9 protein-coding genes are annotated in these 13,418 nt (G+C 76.0%); 1 reads left to right on the top strand and 8 read right to left on the bottom strand.

Annotated features, from left to right (window positions below):
- Positions 1 to 8 precede the first annotated feature (8 nt).
- From ACFOWE_RS16225 to ACFOWE_RS16195, 7 genes are all read right to left on the bottom strand, one after another.
- Entirely contained in the window at positions 9 to 1,595 is a 1,587-nt protein-coding gene (locus ACFOWE_RS16225) for an RsmB/NOP family class I SAM-dependent RNA methyltransferase (RefSeq protein ID WP_377288485.1), read from the bottom strand.
- Between the two features lie 5 nt (positions 1,596 to 1,600).
- Positions 1,601 to 2,530: a methionyl-tRNA formyltransferase gene (fmt, locus tag ACFOWE_RS16220; RefSeq protein ID WP_377288483.1), complete on the bottom strand. Its 930-nt coding sequence runs from the start codon at positions 2,528 to 2,530 to the stop codon at positions 1,601 to 1,603.
- 5 nt (positions 2,531 to 2,535) lie between these two features.
- Positions 2,536 to 3,084, bottom strand: a complete 549-nt coding sequence (gene def, locus ACFOWE_RS16215) for a peptide deformylase (RefSeq protein WP_377288481.1) — start codon at positions 3,082 to 3,084, stop codon at positions 2,536 to 2,538.
- Positions 3,085 to 3,296: 212 nt separating this feature from the next.
- A complete protein-coding gene (locus tag ACFOWE_RS16210) occupies positions 3,297 to 4,706 on the bottom strand; it encodes a hypothetical protein (RefSeq protein WP_377288480.1) in 1,410 nt (469 codons plus the stop codon).
- 40 nt (positions 4,707 to 4,746) lie between these two features.
- Positions 4,747 to 6,450 carry a hypothetical protein gene (locus tag ACFOWE_RS16205; protein WP_377288478.1) on the bottom strand — a complete coding sequence of 568 codons (1,704 nt, stop codon included), beginning with the start codon at positions 6,448 to 6,450 and terminating at the stop codon, positions 4,747 to 4,749.
- A gap of 49 nt (positions 6,451 to 6,499) precedes the next feature.
- Entirely contained in the window at positions 6,500 to 8,830 is a 2,331-nt protein-coding gene (locus tag ACFOWE_RS16200; RefSeq protein ID WP_377288476.1) for a primosomal protein N', read from the bottom strand.
- Positions 8,831 to 9,048: 218 nt separating this feature from the next.
- On the bottom strand, positions 9,049 to 10,491 hold the full coding sequence (locus ACFOWE_RS16195; RefSeq protein ID WP_377288475.1) for an amidohydrolase: 1,443 nt from the start codon (positions 10,489 to 10,491) through the stop codon (positions 9,049 to 9,051).
- A gap of 98 nt (positions 10,492 to 10,589) precedes the next feature.
- Here ACFOWE_RS16195 and ACFOWE_RS16190 point away from each other — a divergent pair, with 98 nt between their 5' ends.
- Entirely contained in the window at positions 10,590 to 11,939 is a 1,350-nt protein-coding gene (locus ACFOWE_RS16190) for a M14 family zinc carboxypeptidase (RefSeq protein ID WP_377288474.1), read from the top strand.
- A gap of 88 nt (positions 11,940 to 12,027) precedes the next feature.
- On the opposite strand, the gene metK is transcribed toward ACFOWE_RS16190, so the two are convergent.
- A complete protein-coding gene (metK, locus tag ACFOWE_RS16185) occupies positions 12,028 to 13,215 on the bottom strand; it encodes a methionine adenosyltransferase (RefSeq protein ID WP_377288473.1) in 1,188 nt (395 codons plus the stop codon).
- Positions 13,216 to 13,418 lie beyond the last annotated feature (203 nt).

Here is a 13,418-nt window from a genome sequence, read left to right as displayed (position 1 = left end):
CGGGACGGTCAGCGGCGGCGGAGCAGGGCCAGGAACATGGCGTCGGTGCCGTGCCGGTGCGGCCAGAACTGGGCGTACGGCCCCTCGCCCAGGCCCTTGACCTCGGGCAGGTACGCGCGGGCGTCCAGGACCTCGGCGTCGTCGCGGCGGCTCAGCACGTCGCCGACCACGACGGCCGTCTCCGCCAGGTGCGGTGAACAGGTCACGTAGGCCACCACCCCGCCGGGGCGGGCCGCGTCGAGAGCGGAGCCGAGCAGGGCGCGCTGGATGGCGCCCAGCTCCGGCAGGCTCCCCGGGTCGCGGCGCCAGCGCGCCTCCGGGCGGCGGCGCAGCGCGCCCAGCCCGGTGCAGGGGGCGTCGAGCATGACCCGGTCGAAGGCGCCGGGCCGCCAGGCGGGCGCCCGGCCGTCGGCGGTGACCACCACGGCATCCCGGACGGCCTGCCGGACCAGGCGGGCCCGGTGGTGCTGGAGCTCGGCGGCGAGCAGCCGGGCACCGCCCGGGAAGGGAACCGGCCCGCCCGCGGACCCGGTCGGCGCCGGACCGGGTACGGCGCGCCCCGCCTCGTCGCCGTGGACGGCGAGCGCGTCGAGCAGGCCCGCCTTGCCGCCGGGTCCCGCGCACACGTCGAGCCAGCGGGAGTCGCCGCCCTCGACCGGGACGCGGGTCAGGGCGAGCGCCACCAGCTGGCTCGCCTCGTCCTGTACGGCGGCGCGCCCCTGCGCCACGGCGGGGATCGCCCCCGGGTCTCCCTCGGGCAGATACGCCGCGTACGGGGAGAAGTCGGCCGGCAGCGCGCCCCCGCCGAGCAGCTCCGTCACCGAGCAGCGGCCCGGGCGGGCCACCAGCGTGACCCGCGGCCGCTCGTTGTCGGCGGCCAGCAGGGCCGCCGTCTCGTCGAAGTCCCCGCCGACGGCGTCGCGCAGGGCGGTGACGATCCACCGGGGATGGCTGTGCGCCACGGCCAGGTGCCCGGCCGGGTCGTCCGCCGGATCCGGGGCGACGATCGGCAGCCACTGCTCCAGGGAGCGGGTGGCGACCTTGCGGAGCACCGCGTTGGCGTACTTGGCCGGGCCCGCGCCGACTCGGAGCCGGACCAGGTCGACGGTCGTGCCGACCGCGGCGTGCGGGGGCACCCGGGTCTTGAGCAGCTGGTGCGCGCCCAGCCGGAGGGCGTCCAGCAGCGGCGGGTCGAGGTCCTCCGGGGCCCGGTCGCTGCAGGCGGCGATGACCTCGTCGTAGGTGCCCAGGCCGCGCAGGGTGCCGTAGGCCAGCTCGGTCGCCAGCCCCGCGTCGCGCCCCGACAGCCCGCGCTCGCGCAGCAGCGCGGGCATCAGCAGGTTGGCGTAGGCGTCCCGCTCGTCCACCGCGCGCAGCAGGTCGTAGGCGGTGTTGCGGGCCTCGTCGCGGACCGGGCGGGACGGACGACCGCTCCGGCTCCCGCCCGCGCCGCCGCGCCCACTGCGCCCGCCGTGCCCGCCCCGCCCACCGTGCCCACCGTGCCGGCTGTGTCCGCCCCGGCCTCCGCCGGAAGCACCGGAACCCCCGGCGCGGCCTCCGCCGCGCGGCGCACCGCCGTTTCCCTGCTCACCCATGCGCCTCAGACCAGCCGATCGCTGTCGGAGGGCCGCACGCCGCGCGCCCACTCGCCCGCGGTCATCAGGCGCTTGCCCTGGGGGCGCACCTCGCCCAGCTCCACCGGGTGCGTGGCCGTGCCGACCAGAACGGAGTTCTTGCCCGCCGCGATCTGCCCGGGGGCGAGCGCGGGGGCTTCGGGCGCGAGCCGTACGGGGCCGAGCTTGACCCGCTGGCCGCGGAACTCGGTCCACGCGCCCGGGGCGGGCGTGCAGGCCCGCACCAGGCGGTCCACCCGCATCGCGGGGGCGGTCCAGTCGACCCGGGCGTCCTCGACGCCGATCTTCGGGGCGAGGCTCACCCCCTCCGCGGGCTGCGGCCTGGCCTCCAGACCGCCGTCCTCGACCCCGTCGAGGGTCGCCAGCAGCAGCTCGGCGCCGGACTCGGCCAGCCGGGCCAGCAGCTCGCCGCTGGTGTCGGTGGCGCGGATCTTCTCGGTGAGCACGCCGTAGACCGGTCCCGCGTCCAGCTCCTTGACGATCTGGAAGGTGCTCGCGCCGGTGATCTCGTCGCCGTGCAGCACGGCGTGCTGCACCGGCGCCGCCCCCCGCCACGCGGGCAGGACCGAGAAGTGGAGGTTGATCCAGCCGTGGCGCGGGATGTCCAGCGCCGCCTGCGGCAGCAGGGCGCCGTAGGCGACCACGGGGCAGGCGTCCGGGCCGATCCGGCGCAGCCGCTCCAGGAACGCGGGATCACCCGCCTTGGCGGGCTTGAGGACCTCGATGCCCACCTCCTCGGCCAGTTCGGCGACGGGGCTCGGGTGGACCTTGCGGCCCCGGCCCGACGGGGCGTCCGGGCGGGTCACGACGGCGGCGACCTCGTGGCGCGGCGAGTCGAGCAGGGCCCGCAGCGAGGGCAGGGCGGTGTCCGGGGTTCCGGCGAAGACCAGGCGCAAGGTTCCTACAGAGCCTTCCCGTGGGTGGCGTGCGGGGAGAGCTTGAACGTGGGCGCCTGCGCCCCGAACCACTCGGCCTCGCGGATCGCCTTCTTGGCGAGCTTGCGCTGCTCGGGGTCCATCCGGTCGATGAACAGGATGCCGTCCAGGTGGTCGGTCTCGTGCTGGAAGCAGCGGGCCATGAGGTCCGTGCCCTCCAGGGTGACGGGCTCGCCGTGCATGTTGAAGCCCTTGGCGACCGCGCGGATCGCCCGGGGCGTCGGGTAGGACAGGCCGGGGAAGGACAGGCAGCCCTCCTCGCCCTCCTCGTCCATCTCGTCGGACAGGTCGAGGTCCGGGTTGATCAGGTGCCCGAGCTGGTCGTCCACGTAGTAGGTGAAGACCCGCAGCCCGACCCCGATCTGCGGCGCGGCGAGACCCGCTCCGGGCGCGTCCAGCATGGTGTCGGTGAGGTCCTTGACGAGCTTGCGCAGCTCCTTGTCGAAGTCCGTCACCGGCTCCGCCGGGGTGCGCAGCACCGGGTCGCCGAACAGGCGGATTGACTGAATGGCCAACAGGGCTCCTTCCACGGAATCCCCTCAGTTTAGAGGCCCCCGGCGGCGCGGGCGGTCCTGGCGGCCCGTGAGCGGGTCACCGCCCGTCTGTCACCGGGCCTCGGAACCTCCGGGCCTCGGAACCTCCGGGCCTCGGAACCTCCGGGCCTCGGAACCTCCGGGCCCGCCGATGGAGTCCCGGGCCTCCCTCCGGCGCAGGCCCTCCGCCGGGTCTACCGGGAGCGGACCTTCATCGCCGCCTTGCGGGCGGCCTTCGCCACGGCGGCGTCGGCGTGGTGCGCGCCGAGCATGTCCAGCACCGCCACCGCGTCGGGATGGTCGACGAGGGCCATCTCCTCGACCATGCGCATCAGGTCCTCGCCCGGCTGGAGTGCGGCGAACTCCCCCAGGCCCTCCGGGGCCTTCCCCCGGCGGATCAGCGAGGCGAGCGTGTCGACCGCGATCCAGGTGTTGTCGGCGGGCGTCAGGGCGGGGGCGGGCAGGTCGCGGATGTGCAGCCAGGAGGCGGCGTAGCGCCACAGGGAGGGCTCGGCGAGCGCCTCCCGGACGGGGGCCTCGGCCTCGGGGCCGAGCTCCTCCAGGATCGTGTTGACGACGCCGCGCCGGCCCGCGTCGCCGCCGGCGGCCGCGGCGACCAGCGCGCGGGCGGCGGCCTCGGGGGTGCGGGACTCCAGCCAGACCGTGACGGCGCTGGGCGCGGCGGAGCCCTCCGTGACCGCCTCGACGAGCTCGCCCGCCTCCAGGCCGGCGAAGACCGCGACCTCCGCGCCGGTGGGCGCGTCGTGGCCCTCTCGGATCAGGTCCTGGCGGACCGCCCACACCCCGAGCGGGGTCAGCCGGGGCCGGCCCGCGGGCGACCACTCGATCAGGCCGCAGTAGCCGAGGAGGTCGAGCGCGGCCGCCAGTTCCCCCGGCAGCGACGCCGCGAGCAGGCGCATCTGCGCCGGACGGGCCTCGCAGGCCACCTCGTGCGACTGGAGGATGCCCTTGACCAGGGTGGCCGGGGCCAGGCCGTCGCTCATGGCGTACAGCGTCGCGAGCATCTCGGCGAGGTGCTCGTCGATCACGGCGGAGCCGGTCAGGCTCTCGTCGGCGCGGTCGAGGACGTCCATCACCACGCCGTCCCAGAACTCCAGCAGCGCCTGCGGCGGCAGGCTCCCGTCCGGGGTGAACGGCCCCGGCGCGGCCGTGCCCCGGCTGATCCGCAGCATGCCGGTGTTGACCGCGACGACCCAGAGCAGGTGGAGCCGGCCGGGGCCGGGCAGACCGAGCTCGGCGGCCGCGCCGGCGGGGTCGGGCAGCAGGTGCTCGGAGGTGACCGCGCGGGTCCCGGTCCAGGCCGCGAGCCGGGCGGCGTCGCGCACCAGCGGGACGGCGAGCACGGCCCGGGCGAGCTCGTCCGCGGGGGCGAGGTCGACCGGGGGGAAGCTCAGCGCCTCGGCGCCGCAGCCGGGGCAGTCGCACTCCCCGGCCTCCCCGGCTCCGGTGGCCCCGGCGTCGCCCGCGACGGCCTCGTCGAGGAGGGCCGCCCGGACCTCCCTGGGCGCGGCGCCCAGCTCGTCGACCAGCCTGCGCAGTTCGCCGAGATCGAAGACGTTGCCCGTGTTCCCGCTCTTTGCCACCCGTGAAACTTACTCCACACCGGCCCCACGGATGTACGGCTCAGCCGATCGCGCGGGAACGCGCCTTGAAGGCCGCCTTGCGCGCGGCCTTGGCGGTGTTCGGGTCCGGCAGGGAGCGGCCGAGCAGTTCCAGCACGTCGACGACGTCGGGGTGGTCCACCCGCCACATCTCCTCGATCACGTGCGAGGGGGGGCCTGAGGCCGCCATGTTCTCGGCGAACGTCTCCGGGTCCTCCTCGGCCGCCGGCAGGGCCAGGGCGAGCATGTCCACGCTCATCCACAGCACCTCGTCCGGCGTGAGCGCGGGGGCGGTCAGCCCGCGCGCGGTCAGCCAGTGCGCGGCGTGCGGGCGCAGCTCCTGGTCGTCCAGGAAGGCGCGCACGGCCGCCTCCGCCTCCGCGCCGAGCCGGTCCACGATCGTGACCGCGATCCCCCGGGCGACGGCGGGGACGCCCGTGGCCGCCCCGAGCAGCTCGGCGGCGGCCTGGGCGGGGGTCCTGTGCTCCAGCCAGCCGGTGATGCCGGTCTCGGCCACGTCGGGGAGCACTCCGGCCAGCAGCCCGTCGATCAAGCCGGCCGCGTCGGCTCCGGCCAGGTCGGGCGGCTCCGGCGTCTCGATCTCGAAGTCCTCGTAGATCTCGTGCAGGCCCCAGACCGCCAGCGGGGTCAGCTCCAGCGTGCCCTCGCCCGCCTGCAGCAGGCCGCAGTAGGCCAGCCGCCGCGCGAGCGCCTCCAGGTCCGCCCCGCCCTCGGCGGCCATGTCCAGCTCGTCGTCGAGGTACTCCTGCACGACGGGGAGCGGGAGCGGCGCCTGTACCCGGTAGAACAGGTCCAGCAGGTCGTAGAGCTCCTCGTCGAGGAGCGGCTCGCCGGTGAGGCCCCCGCCGGTGCGGTCCTCCACGGCGAAGCGCACCGCGGCGGCCCACACCTCCAGCGGGTCGGGGTCGTCGGCGTCGAAGACGGCCGTGCCCGAGACCTCGACCAGGCCGGTGCGCACGGCCACCTCCCACAGGAAAGCCGGGTCCGCCACGGCGAGCTGGGCGGCGGCCTCGGCCGCGTCGTCGGCCCGCAGGGCGCCCTCGGGAGCCAGGGTGCGCCCGCCGGCCAGCATCCACTGGACCAGGCGGCGGGCGTCGGTCAGCAGCGGGACCCGGAGCGCGGCCTCGGCCAGCGTCTCGCGGGGGGCCAGCCGGACCGGCGGCAGCGGGGAGCAGCCCGGACAGCCGCAAGGCTCGCCCCCACGCTCCTCCGCGGCCGTCAGGGCGGCGGGCGCGGACCGCGGCGGCGGCCCCGGCAGGACCCCGGACGACGCCCCGGGCGGGGACGTGTCCTGCTCCAGCGCGTCGGCCCCCATCGCGCTGAACAGGCTCTTGGCCATGCCGAACCGGGAGGTGTCGGCCAGGGCGACCGGCATCTCGGGCTCGATCCGGTCCAGGGCCGCGCGCATGCGCGCGGCCATCTTCCCGCCGATCTCCTCGGTCTCGAGGAGGAAGTCGACCAGGGTCCGGGCGGCCGCGACCGTCTCGGACGCGCTTTCCGGCGGAGCGATGACCTTGCGGGGATAGATGTCGAGCAGCAGTTCCTCGAAGGTGACCTGGGTGAAATCACCCAGGTCGTTCACATCGAGGTAATCACTCGCGTAGTCGCAGAGCAGGCGCACCTCGTCCGCGTCCACGTCCCGGCCGTGCGCCCGCCCCCAGGCACGCAGCTCGTCGATGGCCCGATTCACCCATTCGATCGACACAGGGAGAAATTAACGGCTCAATGTCAGCACCGCGAATCGGGGAAACTGCTCAAATGGCGTCCATAGGGTCAATGCATACCCTGACCACCTCGGGCGCCTTACGCGCCGAACGTGCTCCGCAGGCCCTCTTCAGGGCGGCGGCGAGCGCCGGTCCCGACCCCCACGGCACCCGCACGATGGCGCGTTCCCGCACCTCGCCGCCCCGGGGAGCCTCGACCGGCACGGGCCCGAGCACCTGAGCCCGGGCCGGCAGCTCCGCCTCGCCGAGCATTTCCCGCACCGCCGCCGGGGATCCCGTCAGAGACGCCATTCTCACCGCCGGGGGGAAAGCGAGTTCTGTCCTGTCGGCCAGTTCCCGCTCCGCGTGCGTGACCGGGTCCCAGCGGACCAGCGCCTGCACGACGGGGAGCGCGGAGTCGGCGAGCACGACGAGCTCGGCGCCGGGACGGAGCAGGGCGGCGGCGTTCATCCACCGGCGCAGCGTCTCCTCCGCCACCCGCAGGTCCGGCCGGCCGAGCATGGCCCAGCCGTCCAGCAGCACCGCGGCCGCGTAACCGCCCGCAGGAACCGGTTCGGCCCCCGGGGTGGCCACCACGAGCGCCCGGGCCGCCCCCACCGAGGCCAGCACGCCGTCCCGGCCCGACGTCCTGACCGGGACCGCGGGGAAGGCCCGCCCGAGCTCCTCCGCCGTCCGGCGGGCGCCGACGACCCGGGCCCGGACCCGGACCCCGCCGCAGGCCGCGCAGCGCCAGTCCCCCGCGATCCGGCCGCACCAGCGGCAGTACGGCGCCGCGTGGCCGCCGCGCAGCGCCAGCGGCCCCGCGCAGTGCCGGCAACGCGCCGGGCCGCGGCAGCCCTGGCAGGCAAGTGCGGGCAGGTAGCCCCGCCGGGGGACCTGCACCAGCACCGGGCCGTGCTCCAGCCCGGCCCGCAGCGTCCGCCAGGCGAGGCTGGGCAGCCGGGCGGCCCGCGCCGCCTCGTCCCGGGCCAGCTCCGCGTCGTCACCGGCCGCCCGTACCCGGGGCGCACAGGACCGGGTCTCCCGCCGGGTCGCGGCCAGCGCCCCGGCCCAGCCCGTCGCCACCAGCCGGGTGGCCTCCGCCGTCCGGGCGTGCCCGCCCACGAGCAGGCCCGCGCGGGCCTGGTGGGCGCGCAGGGCCAGCACCTCCCGGGTGTGCGGGTACGGCGCCAGCCGCTCGGCGTGCAGGTCGTCGCCGTCGTCCCAGACCACCGCCAGCCCCAGGTCCCGCACCGGGGCGAAGGCCGCCCCCCGGGTGCCGAGCACGACCCGGACCTGTCCCCGCCGGACCCGCAGCCAGCGCCGGTAGCGCTCGGCGGGCCCCAGGTCGGCGGTGAGCGCCACGTGCCGGTCCGGCCCCAGGGCCGCCTCCAGGGCCGAGGCGGCCAGCGCCACGTCCTTGCCGTCGGGGACCACGACGAGCGCGCCCCGGCCGCCGCGCAGCGTCTCGCGCACCGCCACCGCCACCGCCGCCGGCCAGTGCGGCCCCTCCGGCCCGATGCCGGGCAGCGCGGTCCACACCGCCCGCGGTGCGCGCCCGGCCGCCAGCTCCGCCAGGAACGCCTCCCCGCCGGGGTAGCGCGCCCACGGGCCCGGTCCGGGCTCCTCCGGGGGGCCCCCGGGTCCGGCGGCCCCCCCGGCTTCTCCGGCCCTTCCGATCTCCGCGGCCGCGGCGTCCATGGTGGCCGTCGCGTCAGCCACCGTGCCCTTCGTCACCGCCGTGGTCTCTGTGGCCTCTGTGGCCGTCGCGTCAGCCACCGTGCCCTTCGTCACCGCCGTGGTCTCTGTGACTTCTGTGGCCTCTGTGGCCGCCGTGTCAGCCACCGTGTCCTGCGAGCCCGCCTCCACGGGCTCGGCCTCGGCCCTGGCGTGGCGGGGCGGGACCGCCAGGCGCAGCACGTCGGCCAGGGTGCCGGCGTAGCGGTCGGCGACGGCGCGGGCCAGCGCGGCGATCTCGGGGGCCAGCACCGGCTCGGCGGAGACGACCCGCTCCAGCCTGGCCAGCTTCCCGGTGTGCTCGCTGGCCTCGGCCCGCTCCAGCAGGAACCCGTCGACGAGCTTGCCGGCGAAGCGGACCCGGACCCGGCAGCCCGGCACGGCCGCGGCGTCCATGGTGGCCGGCACGAGGTAGTCGAACGGCCTGTCCAGGTGGGGCAGGGGGATGTCCACGGCGACCCGCGCCACCGGCAGCTCCGCCGCAGGCTCCGGCACTCCCCTGACCGCCCCCGTGACCCTCCCCGCGGCGGCCGCCCGCGCCGTTACGGCGCCCCCTCCCGCCGCGATGGCGGGTGCCGGGCTCCGGCGGACGGCGTCGAGCGGGAGCAGGGCACCGTCGTCGGGCGGGAGGCTGGTCTGGGGCACCCCCATGTCCTACCAGACGCCGCGGGGCCCTCTTACCGGATCGGAGCCATCCCCGGCGGCGGACGGGCCACCATCGCGATCGGGGGAGCCCGTCCGGCCGGCCGGTTCCCCGCCGGACATCGCGACCGCAGCCGGACCACGCAGCCGGGGCCGGACCACGCGACCGGGGGACCGGGGTCCGAGGAGGACCGGACCCGTCACCGGCCGGCCCCGCCCCCTCAGATGTCCCTGCGGTGGGTCCAGCGGCCGCCGAGCAGGGTGCCGAGGATCGGCATGCCGCGCAGCCCGTCCCCGTCCAGCCCGGCCGGATCGCGCTCGGTGACCACCAGGTCGGCGGGGTCTCCCGGCCGCAGGCCGCTCCGGCCCCGGGCCGCCGCCGCCAGCGCCGCCTCGAGCGTGAGGCCCTGCTCGGGGTGCCACGGCGGACGCTCGTCGTCGGTGCGCGCCACGGCGGAGGCGATCGCGTCCCACGGGTCCAGCGGCGCCACCGGGGCGTCGGAGCCCAGCTCCAGCCTCGCCCCGGCCGCGAGCAGGCCCGCGTAGGCGTAGGCGCGGCCGGTCCGGCCGTGCCAGAGCCGGTCGGCCAGGTCCCGGTCGTCGGGCGCGTGCGCGGGCTGCACCCCCGCGACCAGGCCCGGCAGGGCGAACCTGGCGAAGTCCTCCGGGCGGACCAGCTGGGCGTGCTCGATCCGGCCCGGGCAGCCGATCTTCTCGAAGGCGTCCAGCACGATGCCCACCGCCAGGTCTCCGATGGCGTGCACCGCCGGATGCACGCCGTGCGCGGCGGCCAGGGACATCACGGCGTGCAGCTCCTCGGGGGGAGTCTCCAGCGACCCGTGGGAGCCGGTGCCCGGGTAGGGGTCCGCGCAGTAGGCGGTCCTGGTGTTCAGCGAGCCGTCCGTGAAGATCTTCACCGGGCCGACCTCCAGCAGGCCGCCGCCGGCCACCGGCTCCCCGGTGCGCAGGCCTCTGCCGATCGCCTCCTCCAGCCGGTTCCTGGGGATCGAGCAGCTGACCCGGATGTCGATCCGCTCCCGCCGCAGGCGGCGGGCCCAGTCGGTGACGTTGTCGGCGAACTCGAAGTCGATCACACCGACCACGCCCCGAGCCGCCGCGGCGGTGGCCGCCTCGGCCACCTGGCGGTCCAACTCCTCCTCCGGCGGCAGCGGGAGCGCGGCCACCGCGTCGTAGCAGTCCTGCTCCTTCAGCACCCCGGTGGGATGGTCCCCCCGGCCGACCGCCGCCAGCGCCGCGGGGCTGAGCCAGGCGGTGTGCAGGTCGTTGCTGACCAGCACGACCTGCCGGCCGGGAAGCACCGCCTCCAGCAGCGACTTGTCCGGCACGTCGGGCCACAGGGCGTCGCGGAAGCCGAAGCCGACCGTGACCCCGGGCCGGCCGGCGTGCGGGACGACCAGGCCGGCCGCCTCGCGCGCCGAGCGGGCGGCGCCCAGGTCGATCCTGCGCCGGGCCTGCGCCCACTGCACGGAGTGCACGTGGGCGTCCCACAGGCCGGGCAGGACGGTCCCGCCCCCGACGTCGACCGACTCGTCGCAGGGCGGCGGCTCGTCGCTCACCCCGGCGATCCGGCCGTCGGCGATCAGGACGTGGCGGAGCGGCCCGCCGGGACCGATACGCGCGTTGCGCAGCAGCAGAGAAGCCATGGGGCAGACCCTAGATGAACGACCCCGAAGTCCTGCGGGCCGAGGACACGCCCGGCCCGCCGCGCCGCGCCGCGGACGGCCTCGGCAGACTATGAGGGGTGATCGATCCCATGCTCGCCGCCGAGCTCGACTCCGTCCCCGGCCACGACCGGTTCGCCACCGTCGACGAGATCACGGCCGCCCTGTCCCGGCTGGCCGCCTCCCATCCCGGGACCGCCTCGCTGCGGCGGGTGGGCAGCTCCACCCTGGGCGAGCCGATCTGGTGCCTGACCGTCGGCGACGGGCCGCGCCACGCGCTGGTCGGCGCGCTGCCGCACCCGAACGAGCCGATCGGCGGCCTGACCGCGATTCACCTGGCGACCCGGCTCTGCGCCGACGCCTCCCTGCGCCGGGCCACCGGCTGCACCTGGCACATCGTGGGCTGCCTGGACCCGGACGGGACCCGGCTCAACGAGGGGTGGTTCGCCGGGCCGTTCACCAAGGCGCACTACGGGCGGCACTTCTACCGCCCCGCCGGGGACGAGCAGGTCGAGTGGACCTTCCCGTTCGCCTACAAGCGCGCCTACTTCGACCGGGTGATGCCCGAGACCCTGGCGCTGATGCGGCTGATCGACACCACGCGCCCGGCGTTCATGACCACCCTGCACAACAGCGAGATGGGCGGGGCGTACTTCTACATCAGCCGCCCGGTGCCCGAGCTGCACGCCGTACTGCGGGCCCTGCCCGGCCGGTACGGCGTGCCGCTGCACGCCGGCGACCCCGAGCACCCCTCGGTGCGCTCGCTGGACGAGGCCGTCTTCCTGACCCCGCGCATGGAGGACCTCTACGACTACATCGAGGCGCTCGGGCACGACCCGGCCGACCAGATCGGGGGCGGGGCCAGCGACTCCTACGCCGCCCGGTACGGCACGCTCTCCCTGACCGCCGAGCTGCCCTACTGGCGCGACCCGGCGGCCGGGGACCGCTCCCCCGTCCAGACCGCCCGGGGCGAGCTGCTCCAGGCCCAGGCCGAGGAACTGCGGGAGACGTTCACCGTGCTCGACACCGCGCTGACCGCCGTGGCGGGCGACCTGACGGCCCGTTCCCCGTTCATCCGGGCGAGCCGGTTCTTCCTCCCCCTGGTGGCCGAGGCGGCCGCCCTGGCCGAGCAGCGGGCGCAGGAGGCGGAGGCGCGCCGGCCCGCCACCACGGCCGAGCGGCAGTCCTGCCGGGAGACGGTGCACAGCTCCCGCCTCCGGTTCGGCGGCATGCTGCTGCGCGCGCTGGAGGGCGAGCTGGCCATCGGCAACGGCACCCCGGCCATCCGGGCGCACACCGGCGCGCTGCGTGAGACCTACGCGGCCTGGTGCGCCGAGGCCGAGGCCGGCACCCCCGACGAGACGATCCCGATCCGCGACCTGGTCGCCATCCAGTACGGCTCCGTCCTCGCCGGGGCCGCGCACGCCTGAGGCCGGGCGCGCGGGGCCGTCCCCGGACACGCCGGAGCCCCCGGTGAGACTGCGCTCACCGGGGGCTCCGGCCGATGTCCCGCGGGGCTTACAGACCGGCGGCGGCGCGCAGCGCCTCGGCGCGGTCGGTGGCCTCCCAGGAGAACTCCGGACGGCCGAAGTGGCCGTAGGCGGAGGTCTCCGAGTAGATCGGGCGGAGCAGGTCGAGGTCCCGGATGATCGCGGCGGGGCGCAGGTCGAAGACCTGGAGCACGGCCTCCTGGATCTTGGCGATGTCGGTCTTCTCGGTGCCGAAGGTCTCGACGAACACGCCGACCGGCTTGGCCTTGCCGATGGCGTAGGCGACCTGGACCTCGGCGCGGTCCGCGAGGCCGGCCGCCACGATGTTCTTGGCGACCCAGCGCATGGCGTAGGCGGCCGAGCGGTCGACCTTGGACGGGTCCTTGCCGGAGAAGGCGCCGCCGCCGTGGCGGGCCATGCCGCCGTAGGTGTCGACGATGATCTTGCGGCCGGTCAGGCCGGCGTCGCCCATCGGGCCGCCGATCTCGAAGCGGCCGGTCGGGTTGACCAGCAGCCGGTAGCCCTCGGTCTCGATCTCCAGGCCCGCCAGGACCGGGTCGACCACGTGCTCCTTGATGTCCGGAGTGAGCATCTCCTTGAGGTCGATCTCCGCGGCGTGCTGGGTGGAGACGACCACCGTGTCGAGGCGGACCGGCCTGTCGCCGTCGTACTCGATCGTGACCTGGGTCTTGCCGTCGGGGCGCAGGTAGGGGACCGTGCCGTCCTTGCGGACCTGCGACAGCCGCTGGGCCAGCCGGTGCGCCAGCTGGATCGGGAGCGGCATCAGCTCCGGGGTCTCCCGGCAGGCGTAGCCGAACATCAGGCCCTGGTCGCCGGCGCCCTGCCGGTCGAACTCGTCGCCGGCCTCGCCCTCGCGGGCCTCGTAGGCGGCGTCGACGCCCTGGGCGATGTCCGGGGACTGCGCGCCGATGGACACCGACACACCGCAGGAGGCGCCGTCGAACCCCTTGTGCGAGGCGTCGTAGCCGATCTCCAGGATCTTCTCGCGGATGAGACCCGGGATGTCGACGTAGGTCTCCGTCGTCACCTCCCCGGCGACATGGACCTGACCGGTGGTGATCAGCGTCTCGACCGCGACCCGGCTCTTGGGGTCGCCCTTGAGCATGGCGTCGAGAATCGCGTCGCTGATCTGGTCTGCGATCTTGTCCGGGTGGCCCTCGGTGACCGACTCGGAGGTGAACAGGCGACGGGACAAGTCAGTGGCTCCTCATGCAGCGGCTGCTGGCGGCAAAGCTTCCGGCACCAGGGTGCCGGGAGCGCTTCGCCGAAGTCTAGCGCTCGCGGGCCGCCCGCGATTCCCCTACTCATCCCCTGATTTCGGCGAAGGCCGTGCCCACCGGGGATCGCCCCACCCCGGCGGCGCCCGCCGCACCCGAACCGCTCCCGGCGGCGGGGCGC

The organism is Planomonospora corallina, from assembly GCF_042650625.1.
GTDB lineage: Bacteria > Actinomycetota > Actinomycetes > Streptosporangiales > Streptosporangiaceae > Planomonospora_B > Planomonospora_B corallina.
The sequence above is the reverse complement of the archived record's forward strand: the minus strand, read 5'-3'. Positions and strand labels throughout refer to the sequence as shown.

Excerpts from the sequence above, each read along its gene's own strand:
- ACFOWE_RS16225 (WP_377288485.1), bottom strand. The coding sequence starts at position 1,595 with ATGGGTGAGCAGGGAAACGGCGGTGCGCCGCGCGGCGGAGGCCGCGCC.
- ACFOWE_RS16195 (WP_377288475.1), bottom strand. The coding sequence starts at position 10,491 with ATGGCTTCTCTGCTGCTGCGCAACGCGCGTATCGGTCCCGGCGGGCCG.